The 23,203-nt window shown below is 62.7% G+C and carries 25 protein-coding genes; 10 read left to right on the top strand and 15 right to left on the bottom strand.

Going from position 1 to position 23,203, the window contains the following annotated elements; all coding sequences use genetic code 11:
• Positions 1–5 precede the first annotated feature (5 nt).
• The gene (locus AC1Q80_RS01660; RefSeq protein ID WP_173418802.1) at positions 6–812 is read right to left on the bottom strand and encodes a response regulator transcription factor; all 807 of its coding nucleotides are present in this window, start codon (positions 810–812) and stop codon (positions 6–8) included.
• 135 nt (positions 813–947) lie between these two features.
• On the opposite strand from AC1Q80_RS01660, the gene AC1Q80_RS01655 reads away from it, so the two are divergent.
• Both AC1Q80_RS01655 and AC1Q80_RS01650 read left to right on the top strand, forming a co-directional pair.
• Entirely contained in the window at positions 948–1,715 is a 768-nt protein-coding gene (locus tag AC1Q80_RS01655) for an SDR family NAD(P)-dependent oxidoreductase (RefSeq protein ID WP_115421080.1), read from the top strand.
• Positions 1,716–1,729: 14 nt separating this feature from the next.
• Positions 1,730–2,965: a D-arabinono-1,4-lactone oxidase gene (locus AC1Q80_RS01650; RefSeq protein ID WP_492359469.1), complete on the top strand. Its 1,236-nt coding sequence runs from the start codon at positions 1,730–1,732 to the stop codon at positions 2,963–2,965.
• A gap of 87 nt (positions 2,966–3,052) precedes the next feature.
• Here AC1Q80_RS01650 and grpE read toward each other — a convergent pair whose 3' ends face one another.
• A complete protein-coding gene (grpE, locus tag AC1Q80_RS01645) occupies positions 3,053–3,664 on the bottom strand; it encodes a nucleotide exchange factor GrpE (protein ID WP_492359468.1) in 612 nt (203 codons plus the stop codon).
• 165 nt (positions 3,665–3,829) lie between these two features.
• Positions 3,830–4,909 (bottom strand): heat-inducible transcriptional repressor HrcA, encoded by a 1,080-nt coding sequence (hrcA, locus tag AC1Q80_RS01640; protein ID WP_173418798.1) that lies wholly within the window; start codon positions 4,907–4,909, stop codon positions 3,830–3,832.
• Positions 4,910–5,068: 159 nt separating this feature from the next.
• On the opposite strand from hrcA, the gene rph reads away from it, so the two are divergent.
• From rph to hemW, 4 genes are all read left to right on the top strand, one after another.
• The gene (gene rph / locus AC1Q80_RS01635) at positions 5,069–5,788 is read left to right on the top strand and encodes a ribonuclease PH (protein ID WP_173418797.1); all 720 of its coding nucleotides are present in this window, start codon (positions 5,069–5,071) and stop codon (positions 5,786–5,788) included.
• A 17-nt stretch (positions 5,789–5,805) separates the two neighbouring features.
• Complete coding sequence (locus AC1Q80_RS01630; RefSeq protein ID WP_209787907.1) at positions 5,806–6,225, top strand: VOC family protein; 420 nt, start codon at positions 5,806–5,808, stop codon at positions 6,223–6,225.
• 42 nt (positions 6,226–6,267) lie between these two features.
• Positions 6,268–6,912, top strand: coding sequence for an RdgB/HAM1 family non-canonical purine NTP pyrophosphatase (gene rdgB / locus AC1Q80_RS01625; protein WP_173418795.1), 645 nt, complete (start codon positions 6,268–6,270; stop codon positions 6,910–6,912).
• A gap of 124 nt (positions 6,913–7,036) precedes the next feature.
• Positions 7,037–8,218 (top strand): radical SAM family heme chaperone HemW, encoded by a 1,182-nt coding sequence (gene hemW, locus AC1Q80_RS01620; RefSeq protein WP_209788540.1) that lies wholly within the window; start codon positions 7,037–7,039, stop codon positions 8,216–8,218.
• 51 nt (positions 8,219–8,269) lie between these two features.
• Here hemW and AC1Q80_RS01615 read toward each other — a convergent pair whose 3' ends face one another.
• The 8 genes from AC1Q80_RS01615 to AC1Q80_RS01580 form a co-directional block, all read right to left on the bottom strand.
• On the bottom strand, positions 8,270–8,884 hold the full coding sequence (locus tag AC1Q80_RS01615; protein WP_492359467.1) for a glutathione S-transferase family protein: 615 nt from the start codon (positions 8,882–8,884) through the stop codon (positions 8,270–8,272).
• Between the two features lie 107 nt (positions 8,885–8,991).
• Positions 8,992–9,360 carry a DUF1801 domain-containing protein gene (locus AC1Q80_RS01610; protein ID WP_173418793.1) on the bottom strand — a complete coding sequence of 123 codons (369 nt, stop codon included), beginning with the start codon at positions 9,358–9,360 and terminating at the stop codon, positions 8,992–8,994.
• A 13-nt stretch (positions 9,361–9,373) separates the two neighbouring features.
• Positions 9,374–9,799: a DoxX family protein gene (locus tag AC1Q80_RS01605; protein ID WP_492359466.1), complete on the bottom strand. Its 426-nt coding sequence runs from the start codon at positions 9,797–9,799 to the stop codon at positions 9,374–9,376.
• Positions 9,800–9,839: 40 nt separating this feature from the next.
• Positions 9,840–10,706, bottom strand: coding sequence for a nuclear transport factor 2 family protein (locus AC1Q80_RS01600; RefSeq protein WP_209787917.1), 867 nt, complete (start codon positions 10,704–10,706; stop codon positions 9,840–9,842).
• 58 nt (positions 10,707–10,764) lie between these two features.
• Positions 10,765–11,247 carry an SRPBCC family protein gene (locus AC1Q80_RS01595; RefSeq protein WP_209787919.1) on the bottom strand — a complete coding sequence of 161 codons (483 nt, stop codon included), beginning with the start codon at positions 11,245–11,247 and terminating at the stop codon, positions 10,765–10,767.
• A 75-nt stretch (positions 11,248–11,322) separates the two neighbouring features.
• Positions 11,323–12,597 (bottom strand): RNA polymerase sigma factor, encoded by a 1,275-nt coding sequence (locus AC1Q80_RS01590; protein WP_492359465.1) that lies wholly within the window; start codon positions 12,595–12,597, stop codon positions 11,323–11,325.
• Positions 12,594–12,968 carry a YciI family protein gene (locus tag AC1Q80_RS01585; RefSeq protein WP_173418789.1) on the bottom strand — a complete coding sequence of 125 codons (375 nt, stop codon included), beginning with the start codon at positions 12,966–12,968 and terminating at the stop codon, positions 12,594–12,596. The genes AC1Q80_RS01590 and AC1Q80_RS01585 overlap by 4 nt, the downstream gene beginning before the upstream one ends.
• A gap of 150 nt (positions 12,969–13,118) precedes the next feature.
• Positions 13,119–14,081 (bottom strand): DMT family transporter, encoded by a 963-nt coding sequence (locus AC1Q80_RS01580; RefSeq protein ID WP_492359464.1) that lies wholly within the window; start codon positions 14,079–14,081, stop codon positions 13,119–13,121.
• Between the two features lie 143 nt (positions 14,082–14,224).
• Here AC1Q80_RS01580 and gcvA point away from each other — a divergent pair, with 143 nt between their 5' ends.
• Entirely contained in the window at positions 14,225–15,109 is an 885-nt protein-coding gene (gene gcvA / locus AC1Q80_RS01575) for a transcriptional regulator GcvA (RefSeq protein ID WP_173420939.1), read from the top strand.
• A 57-nt stretch (positions 15,110–15,166) separates the two neighbouring features.
• Here the strand turns inward: gcvA and dnaA are convergent, their stop codons facing one another.
• From dnaA to mutM, 4 genes are all read right to left on the bottom strand, one after another.
• A complete protein-coding gene (dnaA, locus tag AC1Q80_RS01570) occupies positions 15,167–16,714 on the bottom strand; it encodes a chromosomal replication initiator protein DnaA (protein ID WP_492359463.1) in 1,548 nt (515 codons plus the stop codon).
• 938 nt (positions 16,715–17,652) lie between these two features.
• Positions 17,653–17,919, bottom strand: coding sequence for a 30S ribosomal protein S20 (gene rpsT, locus AC1Q80_RS01565; RefSeq protein ID WP_053248916.1), 267 nt, complete (start codon positions 17,917–17,919; stop codon positions 17,653–17,655).
• A gap of 192 nt (positions 17,920–18,111) precedes the next feature.
• Positions 18,112–18,885: an enoyl-CoA hydratase gene (locus AC1Q80_RS01560; RefSeq protein WP_209787925.1), complete on the bottom strand. Its 774-nt coding sequence runs from the start codon at positions 18,883–18,885 to the stop codon at positions 18,112–18,114.
• A gap of 54 nt (positions 18,886–18,939) precedes the next feature.
• Complete coding sequence (gene mutM, locus AC1Q80_RS01555) at positions 18,940–19,830, bottom strand: bifunctional DNA-formamidopyrimidine glycosylase/DNA-(apurinic or apyrimidinic site) lyase (protein WP_173418786.1); 891 nt, start codon at positions 19,828–19,830, stop codon at positions 18,940–18,942.
• A 174-nt stretch (positions 19,831–20,004) separates the two neighbouring features.
• On the opposite strand from mutM, the gene ubiE reads away from it, so the two are divergent.
• The 3 genes from ubiE (at position 20,005) to AC1Q80_RS01540 (ending at position 23,129) form a co-directional block, all read left to right on the top strand.
• Positions 20,005–20,781, top strand: coding sequence for a bifunctional demethylmenaquinone methyltransferase/2-methoxy-6-polyprenyl-1,4-benzoquinol methylase UbiE (gene ubiE, locus AC1Q80_RS01550; protein ID WP_173418785.1), 777 nt, complete (start codon positions 20,005–20,007; stop codon positions 20,779–20,781).
• 4 nt (positions 20,782–20,785) lie between these two features.
• Positions 20,786–22,360 (top strand): 2-polyprenylphenol 6-hydroxylase, encoded by a 1,575-nt coding sequence (gene ubiB, locus AC1Q80_RS01545; protein ID WP_492359462.1) that lies wholly within the window; start codon positions 20,786–20,788, stop codon positions 22,358–22,360.
• A 259-nt stretch (positions 22,361–22,619) separates the two neighbouring features.
• Positions 22,620–23,129 carry a GNAT family N-acetyltransferase gene (locus AC1Q80_RS01540; protein ID WP_492359461.1) on the top strand — a complete coding sequence of 170 codons (510 nt, stop codon included), beginning with the start codon at positions 22,620–22,622 and terminating at the stop codon, positions 23,127–23,129.
• The last annotated feature ends 74 nt before the right edge of the window (positions 23,130–23,203 follow it).

The raw sequence follows: 23,203 nt of genomic DNA, 5'->3' as shown, positions 1-23,203 counted from the left end.
GGCCGTCAGTAAATCTGCCGGCGGTTCAGATGATCTATGAAAATCCGAAACAGGGCGCCCTGGCTCGAAATACCGAGCCGGCGGTAAATGTTCTTGCGGTGAATGCGGACGGTTCCTTCGGCGATGTTCATCGTCTTGCCGATCGACAGGTTGCTATGCCCCCGCAGGATCAGCCGCACGATGTTGCGCTGCTGCCGGGTCAGGCGGTCGGCACAGAGGCTGTCGAACGCGGTCTCGATCGCGTCGTCGTCCCGAGGTGCCGCCGCGACGACTTCACTCTGCTGGCGCCAGTTCGACCGCACGGCCTCCCTGACGATCGGCTCGTAGATCCTCAGGCTCGCCAGCTCGGCGTCGGTGAACGGCGCGGCGCCGCGACCGCGCATCAGCGAATACGTCGCCTGGACCTGGTCATCGAGCGGAATGACGAAGCCGATCTCCTCGACCAGAACGCCGCTTTCCATCGAGATGCAGGGATGCACTTCGGCCGAACTTGAAAAATCCGAATGGAAGAACTGGTCCGGCGCCAGCTCGCGCATGCGCCACAGCCCCGGTGGCTGACCGCCGCTACAGGCGACATAGAACGGGTCGAGCAAATAGGCGCCGCCGAGATAGGCGGAAAGCGCGCTGGCGGACACCTTCGCCGTATAACCGTCATGCAGCACGATCGGCCTTTTGTCATAGGGATAGGCGAAGGCGACCGAGAGGTCGAAACTTGCCACCGAGCGCAGCATGCGGTCGAGCGCGCCGCCGAAATCCTGCGTTCCGATCAATCCGATCAGGGCCGAAATATCGGCCGATTCCCGAGCCAGCATGCGCGTCGAACTCTCCCCTGCCCGCGTATCCCCCATGGGATATCGACAGCCCCTGCTTCGTCAACAATAATCCATCCCATGAGGACCGAGATCGCCGCATCAGACCGTGTGGCGCTTGAGCGCAAGGGGGATGCGATGGCAGGCCGGCTTTCTGGAAAAGTGGCGTTGATCAGTGGTGGGGCCGGAGGCTGCGGGCTTGCCGCCTCCGAACTCTTCGCCCGTGAAGGTGCGAAGGTCGGCATCGTCGACCTGCCGCGCAGCAAAGGCGAAGAGGTGGCCGCCGCCATCCGTGCGAACGGCGGCGAGGCGATCTTTGCGCCGGCGGATGTCTCGGTCTCGGCAGAGGTCAGTTCCGCCGTCAAGGCGGTCGAGGCGGCCTTCGGCGCGATCACCGTTCTCTTCAATCACGCCGGCATCCTGGCAGTCGGCCCCTTCCTCGAAACGGAAGAGGACGAGTGGGACCGGCTGATGGCCGTCAACGTGCGCAGCATGTTCCTGATGACCAAGGCGGTGCTGCCGGGCATGCTCGCCGCAGGCGGCGGCAGCATCGTGTGCACCTCGTCGATCTCGGCGGTTGCCGCAACGCCGATGGAGGTTCTCTACGATACGACCAAAGGCGCCTGCCACATGTTTGCCCGCGCCATCGCCGTCGAATTCCGCGACCGCGGCATCCGCTGCAACGCGGTCTGCCCCGGCTTCATCGCCACCGATCACGGCAAGCGCGAACTGGTCGGTCTCAGCAAATACGGCGTCGACGTGTCGGAGGCAGCGATCGCCGCCCAGCAGGGCCGCATGTGCGACCCGAAGGAAGTGGCGAACGCCGCACTGTTTCTTGCCAGCGACGAGGCGAGCTTCGTCAACGGCACGCATCTGTTCGTCGACAATTGCTTCACAGCGGTCTGAGGGGAGGAAAAGACATGCTTCAATCAGGTGGCCACTGGCGCAACTGGGTCGGAAATCAATCATGCATCGTGCGCCAGCGCGGCGCGCCGGAGAGCGAGGCGGCGCTCGCCGAGATGGTCCGCGAGGCAACGTCGCAGGGGCTCAACGTCCGCTGCGCCGGCTCCGGTCATTCCTTTACGCCGGTGGCATTGACCAGCGGGCTGCATCTGACGCTCTCGAACATGCAGGGCGTCGTCAATATCGACCAGGCGCGCAAACGTGTCGCCGTCAAGGCCGGCACGACCATCAACCAGCTCGGCAAGGTGCTGAAGTCGAACGGTCTCTCGCTCATCAACCAGGGTGACATCGACAGCCAAGCCTTGGCGGGCGCGCTCACCACCGGCACCCATGGCACCGGGGCCACGCTCGGCAACATGGCCTCGCAGATCGTCGGCATGCGGCTCGTGCAGCCGGATGGCAGCGTTCTCGTCGTGGACGAGACCACGCCCGACCTCCTGGAGGCGGCGCGTGTTTCGATCGGCATGCTCGGCGTCATCTCCGAGATCACGCTGCAGGCGATGGACAGCTACAACCTGCATGAAAAGCTCTGGCGCTGCACCTTCGACGAGATGATCGAGCAGCACGACGAACTCGCCGCCAGGCACCGGCACTTCGGCTTCTTCTGGTGCCCGGTGCCTGAAAGCCGGCATTGCTATTGCCTGCCCGATACCGCGTCGGTGTCGACGACGGACAAGACCTCTGATGTCTGCGAGATGAAGGTGATCGACATCACCGACCGGCCGCCGATGGAGGAGGGCTTCGAGAAGATCGCCTATTCCTCGGAGATCTATCCGATCGAATACGTTCCGAATTTCCACGAGCTGGAATATGCGGTGCCCGTCGCCCACGGCAAGGATGCCGTCAAAGCCGTGCGCAAGCTGATGCTGGAAAAGCATCCGACCTGCATCTACCCGATCGAGTATCGCTTCACGGCCGGCGACACCGGCTGGATCAGCCCGTTCTACGAGCAGGATTCGATCACGCTATCGGTCTCGGGCGAACCGGGCACGGATTACTGGGAGTACTTGAAGGATGTCGACACGATCCTGCGCCAGTACGGATCGCGACCGCATTGGGGCAAGCTGCATTTCCTCGGCGCCGACGACGTGACAGCGCTCTATCCGCGCGCCGGCGACTTCCGAGCCTTGCGGGCAAAAATCGACCCGGAGGGGCGCTTCCTCAACGACCACCTGCAGCAGCTGTTTGGCTGATACCGGCCTGCACCGCCGGGACTGCCAAAAACGAAAACGCCGCGCGTCCTAAGGGACGCGCGGCGTTGAAACATATCAGACTGCAGCTCAGGCCGCCGGGCTGTCGCCCTCTGTCGCGGCGGCCTTCGGGCCACCCTTGGACACGCCGACCATGGCCGGACGCAGGACGCGGTCGCCGATGGTGTAGCCGGCCTGGACGACCTGCAGCACCGTGTTGTTCGGCACATCGGCGTTCGGGATTTCGAACATGGCCTGGTGGAAGTTCGGATCGAACTTCTGGCCTTCCGGCTCCAGCTTCTTCACGCCGTGGCGCTCGAGCGCCGACAGCATGGCGCGCTCGGTCATCTCGACGCCTTCGATCAGAGCGTTGAGGCCGGTTTCGCCGGCTTCCTTGGCTTCCGCCGGGATGGCATCGAGCGCCCGGCGCAGATTGTCGGAGACGGCCAGCATGTCGCGGGCAAAGCCTGCGACCGAATAGGACTTGGCATCCTTGACGTCGCGCTCTGTGCGGCGACGCAGGTTGTCCATCTCGGCGGCGAGCCGCAGATACTTGTCGCGCAGGTCGTTGTTCTCGGCCCTGGCAAGTTCCAGCGGATCGGGTTCGGCAACCGGCGCTGCTTCCACAACCTCGGGCGTAGCGTTGTCTGCCTCGGCGTTGGCGGCAGCTTCGTGTCCGTGCTTGTTTGTTTCGTCGGTCATGACGTTCTCCGGTGTATCGTCTGTCGTGTCTTTCGCATTTTCACACCCGCGCGCAACGATGGCCGCATGGCGAGAAAATGCCCAGTGACTGGATTTGATGCCGATATCGAGGTTTAGGGCCGAAAAATCAAGGGTTCAATGCTGTCTGCGGCCAAAAGCGCTCGTTCAGCGCGAAAGCCGCGACATCAGCTGCGCGGTATAGTCGACCATCGGCACGATGCGCGAATAGTTGAGCCGCGTCGGACCGATGACGCCGACGGCGCCGACGATCCGATCCTCACTGTCGCGATAGGGCGCAACGATCAGCGAAGAACCGGACAATGAAAACAACTTGTTCTCCGAACCGATGAAGATCCTCACTCCCGGCCCGCTTTCGGCGAGATCGAGCAATTCGATCAGGCTGTCCTTCTTTTCCAGGTCGTCGAACAGCATGCGCAGGCGGTCGATATCCTCGGTTCCCTCCAGACCCTCGAGCAGGTTCGCCCGGCCGCGCACGATCAGCCGTGCCGGCTTTTCATCGCCCTCGCTGCCTGACCAGATCGCCAGCCCGCGCTCGACCAGATCCTGCGACAGCGCATCCAATTCGCTGCGCACGGTCTGCTTGACCGTTTCAAGCTGCGAGCGCACCTCGCCGATCGTCTGGCCGGCGAGATGGGCGTTGAGGAAATTCGCGGCCTCCGTCAGCTGTGAGCTCGTCACGCCGGCAGGAAGCTCGATGATGCGGTTTTCGACCTGGTCGTGCTCGCCGACGAGCACGGCGAGCGCCTTGGTCGGCGCCAACCGGATGAACTCGACATGTTTGAGAACGGGATCGTTCTTGGCGGTGATGACGAGGCCGGCGCCGCGTGACATGCCGGACAACATCTGGCTCGCCTCTGCCAGCAGCGTATCGACCGGCTGGGTATGGTCGCTGCGCCGCACGTGGCGGTCGATCGAGGCACGATCCTCGGCCGAGAGATTGCCGACTTGCATGAAGGCATCGACGAAGAAGCGCAGGCCCGTCTGCGTCGGCAGGCGACCGGCGCTGACATGCGGCGAATAGATGAGCCCGAGATCTTCGAGATCGCTCATCACATTGCGCACGGAAGCCGGCGACAGCGACATCGGCAGCAACCGCGAAAGGTTGCGGGAGCCGAGCGGTTCGCCGTTGTTCAAATAGGTTTCGACGATGCGACGGAAGATTTCACCGGAACGCTCGTCCAGCGCCGCCGCGATATCGGTCACTCCGGGATTGCGCAGTACCATGTCGCTCCATGTTCGCAGGCCAATCCTGCCGCCGGAAATATAGTGATCCCCGCGGCCGATAGCAAAAGGGAAAAATCGCCCCGGTCGCCTAGTATCCACCGGTTCCCTTTACCTCTGCCATGCTCTAGAAGGCTCACCAGATACGATAGGAGTTTGATGATGCGGCCATCCGGCAGAAAAATCGACCAAATGCGCAAGGTTTCGTTCGAGCGCAATTTCTCCAAGCACGCGGAAGGCTCCTGTCTGGTGCGGTTCGGCGACACGCACGTCTTGTGCACTGCCAGCCTTGAGGAAAAGGTTCCGGCCTGGCTGCGCAATGGCGGCAAGGGCTGGGTGACGGCCGAGTACGGCATGCTGCCGCGCGCCACCGGCGAGCGCATGCGCCGTGAAGCCTCGAGCGGCAAACAGAGCGGTCGCACCCAGGAGATCCAGCGCCTGATTGGCCGGTCGCTACGCGCCGTCGTCGATCTGCCGGCGCTCGGCGAACGCCAGATCTCGATCGACTGCGACGTCATCCAGGCTGATGGCGGCACGCGCACGGCCTCGATCACCGGCGCCTGGGTGGCTCTGCACGACTGCCTGAAATGGATGGAAGCCCGCAACATGGTGAAGGTGGAGAAGGTCCTGAAGGACCACGTCGCCGCCATTTCCTGTGGTATCTTCGCCAACCAGTCGATCATCGACCTCGACTATCTCGAAGACTCCGCTGCCGAGACCGACGCGAATTTCGTGATGACCGGAACCGGCGGCATCGTCGAAATCCAGGGAACGGCCGAGGGCAAGCCCTTCTCGGAAGAGGAATTCGCAGGCCTGCTCGGACTTGCAAAGACCGGCATTGCCGAACTGGTCGCGCTGCAGAAGCAGGCGATATCAGGCTGACAAAAGGGACGGAAACGATGGCCCCGGCGCTGGAAGGCATTCTCGAGACAGCGCTCTACGCGCCGGACCTCGATGGCGCCGAGGCCTTCTACGGCGGTGTGCTCGGGCTGCAAAAGATCACGCGCGCCGGCAATCGGCATGTGTTCTTCCGTTGCGGCCCGGGCGTTCTGCTGGTTTTCAATCCGACGGAGACGATCAAGCCGCCCTCGCCGGATGCCGCCCTGCAGGTGCCGCCGCACGGGACCACCGGCCAGGGCCATATGTGCTTCCGCGTCGCACGAGAGGCGCTCGACGCATGGAAGTCCAGGCTGGAAACGGCGGGCGTCGCGATCGAGGCCGATGTTGCCTGGCCGAACGGTGCGCGGTCCTTCTATTTTCGCGATCCGGCCGGCAACAGCCTCGAATGCGCGGAACCGGGCCTCTGGTCCATCGAATGAAACGTGGCCCCTGCGCCCGCATCTTTTAAGAGAAGACACATCATGCGCACACTGGATGACAAGACGCTCATCGTCGCCAGCCACAACGCCGGCAAGATCCGCGAAATCCGAGACCTGATCGGCCCGCTCGGCTTCGAGGCCAAGTCTGCCGCCGACCTCAACTTCGTCGAACCCGATGAAACCGGTACCACTTTCGAAGAAAACGCGACGATCAAGGCGCTTGCCTCGGCCAAGGCCTCGGGCCTGCCGGCGCTTTCGGACGATTCTGGCCTGGCGATCGACGCGCTTGACGGTGCGCCCGGCGTCTACACCGCCAACTGGGCCGAGCGCGAAGACGGTAGCCGCGATTTCGCCATGGCGATGCAGAAGGTCGAGGACGCTCTCCAGGACAAGGGTGCCAGCGCGCACGACAAACGCACCGCCCGTTTCGTCTCGGTGCTCTGCCTTGCCTGGCCGGACGGCCATGTCGAACTGTTCCGCGGCGAGGTCGAGGGCCACGTCGTGTGGCCGCCGCGCGGCGACCAGGGCTTTGGCTACGACCCGGTCTTCCAGCCGAAGGGTTACGACACCACATTCGGCGAGATGAGCGCTGACGAGAAACACGGGTGGAAGCCGGGTGACGCGCAGGCCTTGTCGCACCGTGCCCGCGCGTTCAAGATCTTCGCAGAAACCTGCCTTGGAGCGTGACGCGGAAACGTGTATGCGGGTTTCCGCTGCCGCCCCGGCTCCAGTTTATGAGAACCAAACTTGTCGATGATCCCAGGTCGATCGACCCAACGTCATCGAGATCGACCGCATGAGAGACGCGACAATGCACACGGCCACGCTATCGGCGATCGGTGACGGCATGGATCCCGGCTTCGGGATCTATGTGCACTGGCCGTTCTGCGCGGCCAAATGCCCCTATTGCGACTTCAACAGCCATGTGCGCCACCAGCCGATCGACCAGCCGCGCTTCGTCGCCGCCTTCCTCAAGGAGATGGCGGAGGCGCGCGAGCTTTCAGGTCCGCGCACCGTCACCAGCATCTTTATGGGCGGTGGCACGCCGTCGCTGATGGATCCTGCCACGGTCGATGCGATCCTTTCGGGCATCGCGCGCGAATGGCATGTGCCCGATGGTATCGAGATCACCATGGAGGCCAACCCTTCGAGCGTCGAGGCGACGCGCTTCCACGGCTACCGCGCCGCCGGCGTCAACCGCGTTTCGCTCGGCGTCCAGGCCCTGAACGACCGGGACCTCAAGTTTCTCGGGCGGCTGCACAATGTCGAGGACGCGCTGAAGGCGATCCGGCTGGCGCGCGAGATCTTCCCGCGCATGTCCTTCGACCTGATCTATGCCCGCCCCAACCAGACCGTCGAGGAATGGGAGCGCGAGCTCAAGGAGGCCGTCTCCTACGCGGTCGACCATCTGTCGCTCTATCAGCTGACGATCGAAGAGGGCACACCCTTCTACGGCCTGCACAAGGCCGGCAAGCTGATCGTTCCGGACGGCGAGCAATCGGCGGTTCTGTACGAGGCGACGCAGGATATCACCGCGTCGATCGGCATGCCGGCTTACGAGGTCTCCAACCACGCTCGTCCCGGTGCCGAAAGCCGGCACAACCTGACCTACTGGCGCTATGGCGATTATGCCGGCATCGGCCCCGGTGCCCATGGCCGCCTCAGCGTCGGCGGCGCGAAGGTGGCAACGGCCACGGAACGCAAGCCGGAGGAATGGCTGCGGCTGGTCGAAACCTATGGCCACGGCATGGTCGAGCGCGAAGTCCTCGATCTTGAGGCACAGTCGGACGAATTGCTGCTGATGGGGCTGCGGCTCAAGGAAGGCGTCGATCTCGCCCGCTGGCAGTCACTGTCCGGCCGCGATCCCGATCCGGACCGCGAACAGTTCCTCATCGATCATGGCTTCATCGAGCGGCTCGGCAATTCGCGGCTGAGATGCACCCCCTCCGGCATGCTGATCCTCGACGCCGTCGTCGCCGACCTTGCCTGCTGAAGTCTTGCAGGCGCGCGGGCGCCCGGCCTGCAACGGTCCAACGGGTTACAATTAATCGTGCGTCTCGCCGGAAAGCGGCGTCGCCCGCATCGATGGTCTTTCTTCGAAGCCATCGAACCAATCGGCCAGCCTTTTGCGGTCACGGAACGATGGCAGGTGGCGGAAGGCCATCCAGGACAAGGTGGTCGCGAGCGCGATGTGGCCGATATCGAGAGGCGCGTCGACATCGAGCGTCTGCTCCAGCCAGTCATAGGTCTGTTCGACCTTTTCGGTGTAGCCGTCGGCCAAGGCCGGGTAGCGCAGACCTTCCGGGCGCCGATCCGTTTCCCAGCGCAACCCGATGCCTGCCTGCGCCAGGCCTTGCGCGACGGCCTGCAGTCTCAAGGCGCGCCAGCGTGGCTCGCCGACTTCGGGGATCAGCCTGTGGCCATCATGCAGCGTATCGAAATAGGCGCAGATGATGTCGGAATCGAAGATCGCCTCCTCATTGGGGCGTAGGAGAACCGGCACCTTGCCGAGCGGGTTTTCCGCATGGACCTGCTCGTTGCGCAGCGTCGGGCTCGTCTCGTGATGGATCACCTGCAATTGCTCGGCAATGCCGACCTCGTGGGCGAAGACGAGCGCCTTGCGGGCGAAGGGGGAATGGGTCTGGTAGTAGAGGATCATGATGCCTCGCGAGCGTTGGGAAATTGGCGGTCCCGCGAAGATGTATTGCATCCACCAAGAGAAAGGCGCTCTGTTTCAGAGCGCCTTTCGCAAGTTTGTTTCGTCCCTCAGGATTTGAACGGATCGCCCTTCTCGGCATTAAGCGCGATGCCCTTGGCCACGAGCCGCGCCACCTGAGCCTGGTCGACCTCGCCCAGCGCCTTCACCTTGATAAAGGCCATGTCGCCCTTGCCGCCGCCCTTGGCCAGACGCGGATCGAGGTCAAGCATGTCGGCACCGCGCCAGAAGCCTAGCGTTACGTAGTCCTTGGCCGCCTTGATCAGGCAGACCGGGCCACCGGCCTCATAGATCGGATGCCCCCATTTCACGCTTTCCTTCGTGCCGCCGGCGGCGAGGATGGCGCCGTGCAGCGCCTTGGCCACGTCCGCGGACGTACCGGAAAGGCCGGCGATGTAGTCGTTGACCGTTTTGCTCATCGTCGATTCCCCCTTAAGCCTGCGTCTCGGTCTTGAACGGGATCAGCGCGCGCACCCGACGATCTCTCAGCCACAGACCGGCCCAGGCGATGACGCCGAGATAGAAGCCGAACAGCAGGTGGGTGAAGAGAGGGCTGTCGGCACGCAGATGTGTCGCCATGGCGCCACCGAGATAACCAGTGAGCAGGATGGCGCCAAGCACCGATGTCCTCGGGGTCGCATAGAGCAGAGCGCACAGGAGCGTGAGCACGCCGAGCAGCCGGGCAAGACCAACGTCAGCGGGATAACCGAGGACCGACAAAGTCTCGGTCACTACATCCAGCGGCACGAGCTTGATCGCACCGTCGAATGCAAGGAATGCAATCACCAGACCGCTCAGCACGCGGCCGAGAATTACCATTTTTCCGGCCCGAGCCGGCATCACAAGCGCAGTGTTCATTCGGGGAGGACTCCTCATTTCCCGTTATCACAAATCGTTTTCAGTCTGTCTTCTTCACCGGCCCGACGATACCCCAGCGGATGCCGAAGGGATCGCGCAGCTGGCCGTAGAGATCGCCCCAGAAGGCGACGGCAAGCGGCATCGTTACCTCGGCGCCGGCGGCCACTGCCCGGTCCCACCAGAATTGCGCGTCCTCGACCACCAGATGCAGCACGACACCCTGCGGCTCGGCATAGGGCATGCCATGTTCCGGGAACGGGTCGTTGAGCATCAAGGCACCGTTGTTGATCGTCAGGTGGCAGTGCACGAGCCGCTTGCCGTCTTCGGCGAGCATGCGTCCGCCATCGGTCGCGGCAAAGGCGCGTGTGTAGAAATCGGCGGTCGCGGCCGCATCCTCGACGCAGAGATAGGCGATCGGGCCCGGCATCGGCGGCGATGCCGGCGCTTGCCAGTCGACTGACGAGGCCGGGTTGAGATCGACGGCCGCCTTGAGGCTGCCATCCATGTAGAACGGCACGGACTCGTGCTGATGGGCGATCTTCCAGCCGGCAGCCAGGCGCTTCAAACCGAGGGTCTGGCGAAACCAGACCGATATCTTGCCCGCATCGATCTTCTCGCCAGAGAGCTCGGTCAGCATCGAGACGAAAGCGACGTCGCTGCCGGCCGAGATATCGAGATCCTCGAAACGATAGCCCAACGGCCCACGCCAGGAGGCAAACCACTGCTGAAGCCCGGCCTCGCCGGCATCGATGGTCTTCAGCGGCGGCGCCAGCGAAAAGAGCACGCAGTCGGGCGTGCCATGCGCGATAACGCGTTTGGCATCTTTCACGCGCAGGGCATCCGCCCAATCGTCGATCACCGCACGGATTTCGGCGACGGCAGCACTCTTGTTGTCGATCACGGACATGGTGGGTCTCCTTTCCCTATGCTGATGGCGTGAGGGCCGCAGCTTCACGCGGCGGATTTCAAAGTTGCCTGGCTGCCCTTTCGAGCTGGGTGGCGCATTGGCCCCAGCCCTGGTGAAAGCCCATCTTTTCGTGCGCATCGCGATCCTCGACGGACCAATGGCGGACACGCGCCGTGTAGCGGGTCTGGGCGCCGACATCCTCGAAGGTGATGGTCACCACCATGAACGGTTTGTCGGAGGGTGCCCACGCGCCGGTGAAGGCGTCGGTGAAGACCAGTTTTTCGTTCGGCACCACTTCGAGATAGACCCCGAGGTTGGGATAGTCCTCGCCCTCGGGCGAGCGCATGACGATGCGGTTGGCGCCGCCGGCGCGCACGTCGAGTTTTGCCTCCGGCGTCGTCCAGGGTGACGGTGCGAACCACTTCTTCATGAGTTCGGCATCGGTCCAGCAGCGGTAGACGAGTTCACGCGGCGCATCGATCAGGCGGGTGATGACCAGTTCGCGGTCGTCGGCGGCTTTGATTTCAGTGACAATGGTCATTTTAGCAACTCCGTCAGCGGGTTCATTCCAAGGACGAAGTTGCAGCGACGGTTCCGACAACTGCCGACAGGATTTTTATCTTTTTTCTTTTGCGAGGTCTTTGTCGCACTCATCCTTGCACAGATGATCGAGTTGCATGCGGATGTGGGAGGCTTCTGCGGCGTTGGTGGCAAGGGCGATCGCACGGTCGAAGGCGACGCGCGCCTCGCGGACCCGGCCTGCCTGTTTCAGCAGCGCCCCCTTCAACCCATGGAAGTAGAAATAGCTTGCGAGTTTTTCGCCAAGTGGCTCGATCAATGCGAGGGCTGCCTCCGGCCCATCCCGCTTCGACACCGCAACCGCGCGGTTGAGCGTGATCACCGGTGACGGCTGCAACCGTTCCAGCGCCTGGTAGAGCAGGTCGATCTCTTCCCAGTCGGTTTCCTCAGGGCGCGTCGCCCGCGCGTGCAGGGCGGCGATCGCCGCCTGAATCTGGTAGGGACCGGGCTGGCGATGGCGCACAGCCTTGTCGATCATCGCCAGCGCCTCGGTGATCAGCGGCTTCTTCCAGAGGCTGCGATCCTGATCGTCGAGCAGGATGATGCCGCCATCAGCATCGAAGCGCGCACGCGAGCGTGAATGCTGCAGGAGGAGCAGCGCCGTCAGCCCCATCATTTCAGGCTCGGAGGGGAACAGCCGCAACAGCAGCCGCGCGAGCCGGATCGCTTCCTCGCAAAGATCGGCCGAGACGCTGTCCGGCCCGTTCATCGCCGAATAGCCCTCGTTGAAGACTAGGTAGATCATCGTTGCGACGGCCGCCAGCCGCTCCGAGCGATCGGCCGCATCAGGCGTTTCGAATTCGATGCCGGCGGCAGCGACGCGGGCCTTTGCCCGGGTGATGCGCTGCTCCATCGCCGCCTCGCCAACGAGGAAGGCGCGGGCAATCTGCTTGACCGTAAGGCCGGAGACGATGCGCAGCGCCAGCGCGATCTGCTGCGTTGCCGGCAGAACCGGATTGCTGCAGACAAACAGGAGCTTGAGGATATCGTCGCGATAGTGCGAGCCGTCCAGCCGGTCGGCCAGATCGCTCTCCTGATCTTCGAGATCCGACAGCAATTCCTCCGGTGGCAGCGCGGTCTCGCGCGACTGACGACGGACCTTGTCGATGCCGCTATTGCGTCCGACGAAGATCAGCCAGGCGGCCGGATCGCGCGGCGGGCCGCTTTTCGGCCACGCCTTCAATGCCCGGATACAGGCCTCCTGAAATGCTTCCTCGGCCGTATCGAGATTGCGAAAATAGCGCAGAAGCGCGCCCATTGCCTGCGGCCGAGCGGAAACAAGTGCGAGGTCGATCCAGGTCGTGTCTGTCATGCGGGAAGCTCACTTGGCTTGTAGATGGCAAGGGGACGAATTTCATAGGAGCCGGTTGCAGGATTGGCAGCACTCAGTTCGCGGGCGAAGTCGAGCGCTTCGTCGAGCGACGCGCAATCGACCACATAGAAGCCGAGCAGCTGCTCCTTCGTTTCGGCGAACGGACCGTCGATCACGACGGTTTCGCTGGGGCTATGACGCAGGGTTGTTGCTGCCGTGGTCGGCAGCAAGCGGGCCACCGGCCCGAGCTTGCCGGCATCGCCATACTTGCGCTGGACGGCGGCAAGGTCGCGCATGACCTTGTCGTCCTCTTCCTTCGACCAGTTGGCGGTCACGTCTTCCTGGTTGTAGCAAAACACGGCGTAAAGCATTGGAACTCTCCTGCTCCTGATACAAGGACGATCTGAAGAAGAGATAGTCGACAGCGTCGACAAAAAAAATACCCGCAACCGCGGGTTCAGACACGAAGATCGCGGCGCGTGCCTGCGCACCGCCGCGACCATCAGCAAAAGCAGTCGATTTCAGATATTTTCACCGCAGGCGAGATCAGGGTCGACCGGTGTCTTGCGGCGGAAACGCCGCAACAGACGGCCATCGATGGCGGCAAGGCCGGCTGCGATTAACGCCATGCCGAAAAAGTGCTTGGGCTCAAGGCTCTCGCCCAGAAACAGGGCACCGAGCAGAATGGCGCTGACCGGGATCAGGAACGTCACCAGCATCAGGTTGGTCACACCAGCCGTTTCGAGGATGCGGAAAAACAGCACATAGGCAAGCGCCGTCGAGATCAGGGCGATGCCGACGATTGCACCCCACACCTCAAGGCCCGGCGCGGTCAACGCCCAGGGACGATCGACGAGCAGCGCGATCGGCACCAGCATGAGGCTCGACGCACTGACCTGCCCGGTCGCGGTGACGATGGGGGCCACACCCATGTGCTTGAAACGGCGGGCAAAAACGCCGGCAAAGGCATAGGAAAGCGCAGCGCCCAGCACGGCGAATTGTGCCAGCACGTTGGAGCCAAGGCCACCGAGCGCTGCCGGGCCGATCATCACGGCCACACCGAGAAAACCGACGAGCACGCCGGTGAGCTTGTTGGCAGTCAGTTTTTCGTCGTCGGTCAGCAGATGGGCGACGACGACGCCGAAGAGCGGCGTGGTGGCGTTGAGGATCGAAGCAAGGCCGCTGGCGATATGGGTCTGTCCCCAGACGATCAGCGAAAACGGGATCAGATTGTTGAGCAGGCCCATGCCGAAGAAGGCAAGCCAGATGCGCGGGTCGCCCGGCATCCTGCGACCCGTGAAGCGCAGGAAGATGAGGAGCGCCGCCGCCGCAAGGACGACCCGCAGCGCAACTATGGTAAACGGCGGCAGCGCCTTGACGGCGACGCCGACGAAGAAAAACGAGCCGCCCCACAAGAGGGACAGGGCGATCAGCATGGCCCATTCACCGGGTCCCATCACCTTTGCATTCGCCGGTCCAGACATCTTCGCATCCCTTCCATGATTTATTTTCTCACTCGCGCCTCCATGATCCCGTCATTGATCATGGAATTTACATGAATATTGTCAGTATGTTATGATTTATTCAAACGAGCATTCCTCTCTATATGATTGAGTTTGGCTAAATCATCATGACCTCACTTCCACCCCTCGCGGCCCTCAGGGCCTTCGAAGCCGCCGCCCGGCATCTGAGCGTCACTCTGGCCGCGCGCGAGCTTAGCGTCACGCCCGGCGCCGTCAGCCTTCAGGTGCGCGAGCTGGAACAGGCGCTGGGCGTGACGCTGTTTGAGCGGCGACCGCGACAACTGGCCCTGACCGAGGATGGCAGTACGTATTTTTCGACACTGCGCCGCGCTTTCCGGATGATGCGGGAGGCGACCGAGGAACTGACGGCACGAAATCGTATGCCGGTGCTGACGGTGAGCTGCACGCCAACATTTGCCGCCCAATGGCTGGTGCCGCGCATCTGCGATTTCGAGCAACTTCTCAACGGCATCGATGTACGCATCAGCGCGTCAAACCGGCTGACCGACTTCGTATCCGATGGCGTCGATATCGCCATCCGTCATGGCTTCGGTCGCTACGAGGGCCTGGCGAGTGAGCGGCTGATCGACGACGAGTTGGTGCCGGTGGTCAATGCGGCGCTCGCCCGCAAGCGGCCGCTCGCCACGCCAACAGACCTGTCGGCCCATGTGCTGCTGCATGATGTCCAGAGGCTGGATTGGCAGCTGTGGCTTGAGGCGGTCGGCGCCGAAGGCGTCGAGACGACGCGTGGCCCGGTGTTCGTCAACAGCAACGGCGCCATCGAAGCGGCGAGAGCCGGCGATGGCGTCGCTCTCGTGCGACTGTCGCTGGTCTCGCGCGAGCTTGCCGAGGGCGTGCTGGTCGCACCCTTTCCGATCGGGATTGCAACAGACCTCGCCTATCACCTGGTCTACCCGCCATCGGCGCTCGATCGGCCGGCGGTCGCCGCGTTCCGCGCGTGGATCGTCGAGCAGGCGCGGGGCGCCTGAAACTGCAAAAGCCCGGTTTCCCGGGCTTTTGTCTCAATTCGAAAGCGCGTCTAACGCCTATTCGTTGATCAGGCGCTTCAGAAGCTCGATCTCGTGGCTGAGCTTGGTGTCACCGGAGATCAGCTCTTCGATCTTGCGCACGGCATGCAGAACGGTGGTGTGATCGCGACCACCGAAGCGACGACCGATTTCCGGGAAGGAGCGCGGTGTCAGCGTCTTCGACAGATACATGGCGATCTGGCGCGGCTTGACGATGACGCGGGTGCGGCGGTTCGAAACCAGCTCCTGGCGCGAAACATTGTAGTGCTTGGCAACGACGCGCTGGATGTCTTCGATGCGGACGCGGCGCGGCTCGCCGGCGTTGACGAGATGCCCGAGCAGTTCATCGACCCGTTCGATCGACAGCTGCGGCTCGAACGAGCGGCGGAAAAGCAACTGGTTGAAGGCGCCTTCCAGCTCGCGACCGCTGGCCGTGACGTTACGGGCAACATGGCTCAGGATGTCGCCGGGAATATCCAGCGAGGTATCGTCCTGGCGGGCGCAGTCGAGACGGCGCTTCAGCATTTCGAGGCGCATGTCGTAGTCGGGGCCGTCCATCTCGATGGCGACACCGCCCTGCAGGCGCGAACGAACGCGGCTATCGAGCGATTCCAGCTCCCAAGGGGCGCGGTCGGCGGCAACGACGACCTGCTTGGCGGAGTCGAGCAGCATGTTGAGAAGATGGCAGAATTCGTGCTGGATCGACTTACCCTGCAGGAACTGCATGTCGTCGATGACAAGAAGATCAATGTTGCGCAGCGATTCCTTCAGCGACAGCGCGTCGTTGTCGCGGATCGCGGTGGCAAAGCGCCACATGAAGTATTCGGCTGTCAGATAGACGACGCGCGGAGCGCGGGCGCTCTGCAGTGCCTGGATGGCGATCGCCTGCAGAAGGTGGGTCTTGCCGAGGCCGACGCTCGAATGAATGAACAGCGGGTTGAAGCGCACGGCACCGGCGCCGGCTTCCGCGATCGTGCGGGCGGCTGCAAGCGCAACGCGGTTGGAAGAGCCTTCCACGAAGCTGTCAAAGGTGTAGCGCTGATCGAGCGGCGAGCCGAAAAGCGGCGCCTGGGTCGGCCGTTGCACGCTGGCAACCGTCGCGGCCGCGACCGAAGCGACGGACTGGGCCGAAGTCGGACGGCGTGCCGGTGTTGCCGGGGTCGTTTCCGTCGCCTGCGGCAGCGCTTCTTCCTGCGAAACCGGGCGAGCGCCACGGGTGGCGGTGCGCACCAAGATCTCCACCTTCAGGATTTCACCGTCTTCCTGCTGGAAGATCTGGGTGATGAGATCGAGATAACGGTTGTTGATCCAGGATTTCAGGAATGTCGTGGGAACCGAAAGGCGCACGACGCTCTTGGACGTCGAATGGAGCTTCAGACGCCCAAACCAGCTGGCGAAGACATCGGGACCGACCTGGGCTTTCAAACGCGCACTCACCCGCTCGAACAGTGCGTCATGCCTCATGTCGTGCTTATCCCCCGCCGCCTGAGATAGATTGCTTCCGGCCTGAAACGCGTCGCCGTCCTTTTGAAACGCGCCCGCCGCCGTCGCCAAATTCATCTGCATTTTGCCGCCTTCCGATTATGTTCAGACGCCGTCATCTCTGCCGGCCCCATCTCTTATGTCCGGCACCCACAGCTTCCTCATGGAGGTCATGCCGCTTCGCCGAACGTCACAGTCGCAATCCAACCGGGCTCCTCATCTCCCGACCGGTTGCGCGCTACGCGCACCTGCCAGACCTTATCGGCCGGCTGATGTCCCCTCGCGCCTCAATGTCAACAAATCCCCCGGTCCGCCCTGGACCGTGCCGGATCCTCCTCCTCGTCAACAACTGTCTCGCACCCTCGTACGAAGCGGACAGTCGAGCGCCGGATTCTGCCTCGCGTCAGGCACCGCTTGCACCTGACTTTGAGGCGCGGCGCCACCGGCAACCAGAAGTCGAAAGGTCCTCGTCCGGAATGGTTGGTCCATCCGGTTTTTCGTCCTCGACATGTCTGATTGAACGACGTGGAGCCGCCCTGATACAGGGAACAGAAAGCCTGAAACCATCTCGTTGAAATGGCCTCCGCACTTCCCTTTACAGATATGGTCCGTGTCCCCTGTGGAGGGCATTTAGGCAGGATCGATGGGCAAGATCAATCGCGATTTTTACGCAACCTTAAGCGCTGCCCGTTGACTCTCATCCCGCCATTTGCTTGCCGCAATCCGAGTCCGGGAAGAATCGCTGTTGAATCAAGGGTTTTGATTTTCAGCTCTTTGATTAGCTGGCGAAAAAGAAAAAAAATAAAAATTCTCTTGACTCATCATGGGCCCAGAAGACCCCCAGTCAGAGACACCCTTTTGCCAAGGACCTCTCGTAAGCATCTGAAATGACTATAGAAATTCTGTCATCACATTGACACGAGAAACACTGCGCAGGTTAACCATCGCTGTGACAGATGTATGAATCGAGAAAGCCCGGCGCAAGGGCCGGGCTCTCAATTAACAGATTTTTATTAGCCGGATTAGGCCGAAAGCGCCTTCACGCGCTGTGCAAGGCGCGAAACCTTACGCGAAGCGGTGTTGGAATGCAGCACACCCTTGGTGGCAGCACGCATCAGCTCGGGCTGAGCGGCCTTCAGAGCGGCGGCTGCGACGGCCTGATCGCCGGTTGCGATCGCTTCTTCGACCTTGCGGACGAAGTTACGGACGCGCGAACGACGGGCTTTGTTCACTGCAGTGCGGCGTGCGATCTTGCGGGTCGCCTTTTTCGCCGAAGTTGTATTGGCCATTGATGCCTCTCTTCGAAAACTGACATGAACTCCGCCCTCGCCGTGCCGGGTCACTGCGACCTGTCATCAAAGCAATTCGGGAGCATTATCGGAAAGCCCAGATTTGGCGTTCCAAACTGAGGGCGGCATATAACGAGAAACAGCCGCCCCGTCAACGCGCAATTTGGAGAAAACTGCGCGTCGGCCCCTGATCTACCTGTGTTTGAACTCCGCCTTGCGCTTGGCGGCAAAGGCGGCCATGCCTTCCTTCTGGTCTTGCGTCGCAAACAGCGAATGGAAAAGCCGGCGTTCAAACCGCAGGCCTTCGGCCAGCGTGACCTCCAGCGAGCGATTGACGGCCTCCTTGGCCATCATCACCGCCGGGAGCGAGAACGACGCGATCTTCTCGGCAGCAGCCAGCGCTTCCTCCATCAATTTTTCCGGTGCCACCACACGCGAAACGAGTCCTGCGCGTTCCGCCTCGGTCGCGTCCATCATCCGTCCGGTCAGGACCAGATCCATGGCCTTGGCCTTGCCGACGGCCCGGGTGAGGCGCTGCGATCCGCCCATGCCGGGGATGACGCCCAGCGTGATTTCCGGCTGACCGAATTTTGCGGTCTCGGAGGCAATGATGATGTCGCACATCATCGCCAGCTCGCACCCGCCGCCAAGCGCATAGCCGGAGACGGCAGCAATGACCGGCTTGCGGGCGGCGGCCACCTGGTCCCAGCCGCCGATGAAATCGCCAAGATAGCTGTCGACGAAATCGAGCGTCTGCATCTCCTTGATGTCGGCGCCGGCGGCAAAGGCCTTTTCGGAACCGGTGAGGACGACGGCGCCGATCTCCTTGTCGGCATCGAATGCCTTCAGCACCGCGGCGAGCTCGCGCATCACGGTCGAGTTCAGTGCATTCAGTGCCTGCGGGCGATTGAGCGTGACCAGGCCCACGCGTCCGCGCGTCTCGACCAGCAGCGTCTCGTAACTCATTCTCGTCTCCTCCGAATTCGTGTCAGCGGCAGGGTCCGGCAGGACCCCTCCTGTTCATTTCTGGCAGCGCGGGCAATGGAACGTCGAGCGTCCCGCCTGCACGATGCGGGCGACCGTACCGCCGCAACCGGGCGTGCGGCAAGCCTCCCCTTCCCGGTCGTAGACCGAAAAGGAATGTTGGAAATAGCCGAGCGATCCGTCGGCCTGAATGTGATCCTTGAGCGAGGAACCGCCCGCCGCGATGGCATCGGCAATGACCTCGCGGATCGCAACGGTCAGGTCCTGCAGTGCCGAGCCGGCCTTGCCTTGTCCGTCGACGAGCGCGCCGGCCGGCTTCAGCGGCGACAGGCCAGACCGCCAGAGCGCCTCGCACACATAGATGTTGCCGAGGCCGGCAATGTTCTTCTGGTCGAGCAGGGCCGCCTTCAGGGGCTGTGCCTTGCCGGCAAAACGCCCGGCGAGATAGGCGGCGTCGAGCGCGTTGCCGGTCGGCTCCTCGCCGAGCCCGCGAAGGAAGGCATGGGCCGAGACCGTCTCGCGGCGGGCCAGATCCATGAAGCCGAAACGGCGCGGGTCATTGTAGATGACGCGGGCCGGGCCGGCTGAACCTTCCAGATGGAAGATCACGTGATCGTGTTTCTCGTCCTTTCCACGCGGGTGGTGAAATTCGCCCGGTGTTTCCGGCAGCGCCCCTTGCTCAATCCGGAACGAGCCTGACATGCCGAGATGGGCGATGATGACGTCGCCGGCTTCCAGATCGATCATCAGGTACTTTGCCCGGCGCGACAGCGAGACGATGCGCTGGCCGCCGACAATCGAGGAAAAATCGACGGGAAAAGGAAACCGCAGATCCGGCCGGCGCAGTTCCGCATTGACGAGGAGCGCGCCTTCCATGGTCGGCGCCAGGCCTCGTTTCACCGTTTCGACCTCCGGCAGTTCCGGCATCCGTCGTCTCCTTTTTTCTTAACCACCATAAGCCCGGCGGTTGGCATTTCCTTGGCGGTCCACTTATCCTATAGGGGTGCGCTATGCCGCAGCCATGGCCCCGCCCCCGAGATAGCGCGGGCCGGGCGATTTCGCTATGGTGCCGGCAAAATTGGTTCAGGTGGAGTTTTTCGTATGACGGATCAGCGGGTATCGGCCAATGGCGGCATGGAAACCTCCTTCGGTTTCCGCAACGTCGGTACGGGCGAAAAGCAGCCGCTCGTCAATGACGTCTTCCATAAGGTCGCCAAGCGCTACGACATCATGAACGACGTGATGTCGGCCGGGCTGCACCGCGCCTGGAAGGATGCGATGATTGCCGCGCTCAACCCGCCGCGCCGCGAGGGCTATCGCACGCTCGACGTTGCCGGCGGCACCGGCGACATCGCCTTCCGCATCATCGAAGCCTCCGACCGCAAGGCGCATTCGACGGTCCTCGACATCAACGGCTCGATGCTTGCCGTCGGTGCCGAGCGGGCGGAGAAGAAGAAGCTTTCGGCCAATCTCGATTTCGTCGAGGCCAATGCCGAGGAACTGCCGTTCGAGGCGAATTCCTTCGACGCCTACACGATCGCCTTCGGCATCCGCAACGTGCCTCGCATCGATGTCGCGCTCAAGGAAGCCTATCGGGTGCTGAAGCGTGGCGGGCGGCTGCTTGTGCTCGAATTTTCCGAAGTGGAGATGCCGCTTCTCGACCGGATCTACGATGCCTGGTCGTTCAACGCGATCCCGAAGTTCGGCAAGCTGATCACCGGCGACGAGGCGCCCTATCAGTATCTGGTGGAATCGATCCGCAAGTTCCCGAACCAGCGCGATTTTGCCGCCATGATCAAGGAGGCCGGCTTCTCCCGTGTCTCCTTCACCAACTACACCGGCGGCATCGCAGCGCTGCATTCCGGCTGGAAAATCTGATCTTATGAGCACTGCAGGAGCATATGTCCGCCTCGCGCGGATCGGCTGGGTTCTCGTGCGCGAAGGTGTCGTCTCGGCGGTCCCGGCAGAACATCTGCCGCCCTTTGCCCGTTTCGCCCAGAAGGCAGCCGGACTTCTTGCCCGTCGCAAGGTGCCCGGCGAGGAGCGCAGCGACCGGCTGTCGCGCGCCGTTGCCCGCCTCGGCCCGTCTTATGTGAAGATCGGCCAGTTCCTGGCGACCCGTCCCGATGTCGTCGGCGCGGAATTTGCAGCCGACCTGTCGCTGCTGCAGGACCAGATGGCGACCTTCCCGCAAAGCGAAGCGAAAGCCGCAATCGAGGGATCGCTCGGTCGCAAGGTCGAGGACCTCTATGCCGAATTCTCCGAACCGATGGCAGCGGCTTCGATCGCCCAGGTGCACCCATCCATCGTGATGCGTGACGGCCAACCGCACAAGGTTGCCGTCAAGGTCATCCGTCCCGGCATCCGTCAACGCTTCGCCTCCGACATCGAGGCGATGTATCTCGTCAGTCATATGCAGGAACGTTTCCTGCCCCATACGCGGCGCCTGAAGCCGGTCGAAGTCACCAAGACATTGGAGCAGACGACCAAGATCGAAATGGATCTTCGGCTGGAAGCGGCAGCGCTTTCCGAACTCGGCGAGAACACCAAGGAGGATTCCGGCTTTCGCGTGCCGAAGGTCGATTGGGAACGCACCGGCCGCGATGTCGTCACCATGGAATGGATCGACGGCGTCAAGATGTCGGATATCGAAGGGCTTAAGGCGGCAGGCCACGACCTCGACGCGCTCGCCGATACGCTGATCCAGTCGTTCCTGCGCCACACGCTGCGCGATGGCTTCTTCCATGCCGACATGCACCAGGGCAACCTGTTCGTCGACGACGCAGGCCATATCGTCGCCGTCGACATGGGCATCGTCGGCCGTCTCGGCAAGAAGGAGCGCCGGTTCCTTGCCGAAATCCTGTTCGGCTTCATCACTCGCGATTACCAGCGCGTCGCCGACGTGCATTTCGAGGCGGGCTACGTGCCGTCGCATCACGATGCGGCCAGCTTCGCCCAGGCGATCCGCGCCATCGGCGAACCGATCCACGGCCAACCGGCCGAAACCATCTCGATGGCGAAGCTGCTGACCCTCCTCTTCGAAGTCACCGAACTTTTCGACATGCAGACACGGCCGGAACTGGTCATGCTGCAGAAGACCATGGTCGTCGTCGAGGGCGTCGCACGCACGCTCAACCCGCGCTTCAACATGTGGAAGGCTTCCGAACCCGTCGTCGGCAAGTGGATCCGCGACAATCTCGGACCGAAGCGGATCGTCACCGACCTGCGCGACGGCCTGCATGCGGCCCTTCGGCTGGCCGAAGCGGCCCCCGAAATCGCCGCGCGCACGGAAAAGTTCTCGAGCGACATCATGGCCATGAGCGAAAATGGCCTGCGTTTCGATGCAGAGACGGCGCATGCCATCGGGAAGGCCGAGGCGCGCCACACGCGGTCCGGCCGGATTGCCCTGTGGTTGATTGCCGCCACGCTCGTCTATATCGCCTGGCAGGTGACCTGATGGACATCAGGTGACCTGATCGACATCAGGTGACCTGATCGACAACCGCAAGCGGGTCGCTCGACCGGCTTGCAATTCCCCTGCCTCTTGTTATCGTTGCGGCATGGACAATCGTTCGATGATCGCAATGGTGCTTTGCACGCACGCCCAGGGGTGTGCGGGAGACCATTTGCGTTAAGCGGACTGTCCCCCGACCAACCCTGCCGAGGCGAGCGGGGTGTGGTCCTGTTTCCTCGGAACCTTGAAGGCAGAGGAAACAATGACCGAAGGACACCCCTCCCCGACACTTAGTATTCGAGCGGCGCGTATCGTCGACTGGGAAGCGATCGCCGCCCTGATGAGCCAGCCGGGCATCCGCTCCGGCACGCTGAGACTGCCCTATTCGACACCGGAGCAGACACGCAAGTGGCTGGAGGGCCTGTCGGAGGACAACACGGTAATCGTCGCCGAGCGCGACGACCGGATCGTCGGTATGGCCGGTTTGCACCGCAACAAGGGACGCCGGTATCACTCCGCGATGCTCGGCATCAGCGTCGACGACAACCATCGCGGCGAGGGCATCGGTAAGGCGCTGCTGACGGCTCTGATCGATGCCGCCGACAACTGGCTCGGCATCAGCCGCATCGAGCTCACCGTCTTTACCGACAACGAGGCGGCAATCGCGCTCTATCGCAAGGCCGGCTTCGAACACGAAGGCACGCATCGGGCCTATGCGCTGCGCAACGGCGTGCTTGCCGACGTCATCGCCATGGCGCGCATTCGTGCCTGACCGCGCCCGGACGGTGCGCCGGAGAGCTGGAGGCCGGCAGCACGTTGCGTTCTGCCGGCCTCCAGCAACCCATG

It is taken from the genome of Ensifer sp. GW823-FHT05D09 (assembly GCF_058795755.1).
This window is presented reverse-complemented; position numbering and strand designations above follow the sequence as displayed.

What these genes read in the sequence shown, in the direction of transcription:
- AC1Q80_RS01660 (WP_173418802.1), bottom strand. Translation starts at nt 812, where the DNA reads ATGCTGGCTCGGGAATCGGCCGATATTTCGGCCCTGATCGGATTGATC.
- AC1Q80_RS01655 (WP_115421080.1), top strand. Translation starts at nt 948, where the DNA reads ATGGCAGGCCGGCTTTCTGGAAAAGTGGCGTTGATCAGTGGTGGGGCC.
- AC1Q80_RS01650 (WP_492359469.1), top strand. Translation starts at nt 1,730, where the DNA reads ATGCTTCAATCAGGTGGCCACTGGCGCAACTGGGTCGGAAATCAATCA.
- grpE (WP_492359468.1), bottom strand. Translation starts at nt 3,664, where the DNA reads ATGACCGACGAAACAAACAAGCACGGACACGAAGCTGCCGCCAACGCC.
- hrcA (WP_173418798.1), bottom strand. Translation starts at nt 4,909, where the DNA reads ATGGTACTGCGCAATCCCGGAGTGACCGATATCGCGGCGGCGCTGGAC.
- rph (WP_173418797.1), top strand. Translation starts at nt 5,069, where the DNA reads ATGCGGCCATCCGGCAGAAAAATCGACCAAATGCGCAAGGTTTCGTTC.
- AC1Q80_RS01630 (WP_209787907.1), top strand. Translation starts at nt 5,806, where the DNA reads ATGGCCCCGGCGCTGGAAGGCATTCTCGAGACAGCGCTCTACGCGCCG.
- rdgB (WP_173418795.1), top strand. Translation starts at nt 6,268, where the DNA reads ATGCGCACACTGGATGACAAGACGCTCATCGTCGCCAGCCACAACGCC.
- hemW (WP_209788540.1), top strand. Translation starts at nt 7,037, where the DNA reads ATGCACACGGCCACGCTATCGGCGATCGGTGACGGCATGGATCCCGGC.
- AC1Q80_RS01615 (WP_492359467.1), bottom strand. Translation starts at nt 8,884, where the DNA reads ATGATCCTCTACTACCAGACCCATTCCCCCTTCGCCCGCAAGGCGCTC.
- AC1Q80_RS01610 (WP_173418793.1), bottom strand. Translation starts at nt 9,360, where the DNA reads ATGAGCAAAACGGTCAACGACTACATCGCCGGCCTTTCCGGTACGTCC.
- AC1Q80_RS01605 (WP_492359466.1), bottom strand. Translation starts at nt 9,799, where the DNA reads ATGAACACTGCGCTTGTGATGCCGGCTCGGGCCGGAAAAATGGTAATT.
- AC1Q80_RS01600 (WP_209787917.1), bottom strand. Translation starts at nt 10,706, where the DNA reads ATGTCCGTGATCGACAACAAGAGTGCTGCCGTCGCCGAAATCCGTGCG.
- AC1Q80_RS01595 (WP_209787919.1), bottom strand. Translation starts at nt 11,247, where the DNA reads ATGACCATTGTCACTGAAATCAAAGCCGCCGACGACCGCGAACTGGTC.
- AC1Q80_RS01590 (WP_492359465.1), bottom strand. Translation starts at nt 12,597, where the DNA reads ATGACAGACACGACCTGGATCGACCTCGCACTTGTTTCCGCTCGGCCG.
- AC1Q80_RS01585 (WP_173418789.1), bottom strand. Translation starts at nt 12,968, where the DNA reads ATGCTTTACGCCGTGTTTTGCTACAACCAGGAAGACGTGACCGCCAAC.
- AC1Q80_RS01580 (WP_492359464.1), bottom strand. Translation starts at nt 14,081, where the DNA reads ATGTCTGGACCGGCGAATGCAAAGGTGATGGGACCCGGTGAATGGGCC.
- dnaA (WP_492359463.1), bottom strand. Translation starts at nt 16,714, where the DNA reads ATGCAGATGAATTTGGCGACGGCGGCGGGCGCGTTTCAAAAGGACGGC.
- rpsT (WP_053248916.1), bottom strand. Translation starts at nt 17,919, where the DNA reads ATGGCCAATACAACTTCGGCGAAAAAGGCGACCCGCAAGATCGCACGC.
- AC1Q80_RS01560 (WP_209787925.1), bottom strand. Translation starts at nt 18,885, where the DNA reads ATGAGTTACGAGACGCTGCTGGTCGAGACGCGCGGACGCGTGGGCCTG.
- mutM (WP_173418786.1), bottom strand. Translation starts at nt 19,830, where the DNA reads ATGCCGGAACTGCCGGAGGTCGAAACGGTGAAACGAGGCCTGGCGCCG.
- ubiE (WP_173418785.1), top strand. Translation starts at nt 20,005, where the DNA reads ATGACGGATCAGCGGGTATCGGCCAATGGCGGCATGGAAACCTCCTTC.
- ubiB (WP_492359462.1), top strand. Translation starts at nt 20,786, where the DNA reads ATGAGCACTGCAGGAGCATATGTCCGCCTCGCGCGGATCGGCTGGGTT.
- AC1Q80_RS01540 (WP_492359461.1), top strand. Translation starts at nt 22,620, where the DNA reads ATGACCGAAGGACACCCCTCCCCGACACTTAGTATTCGAGCGGCGCGT.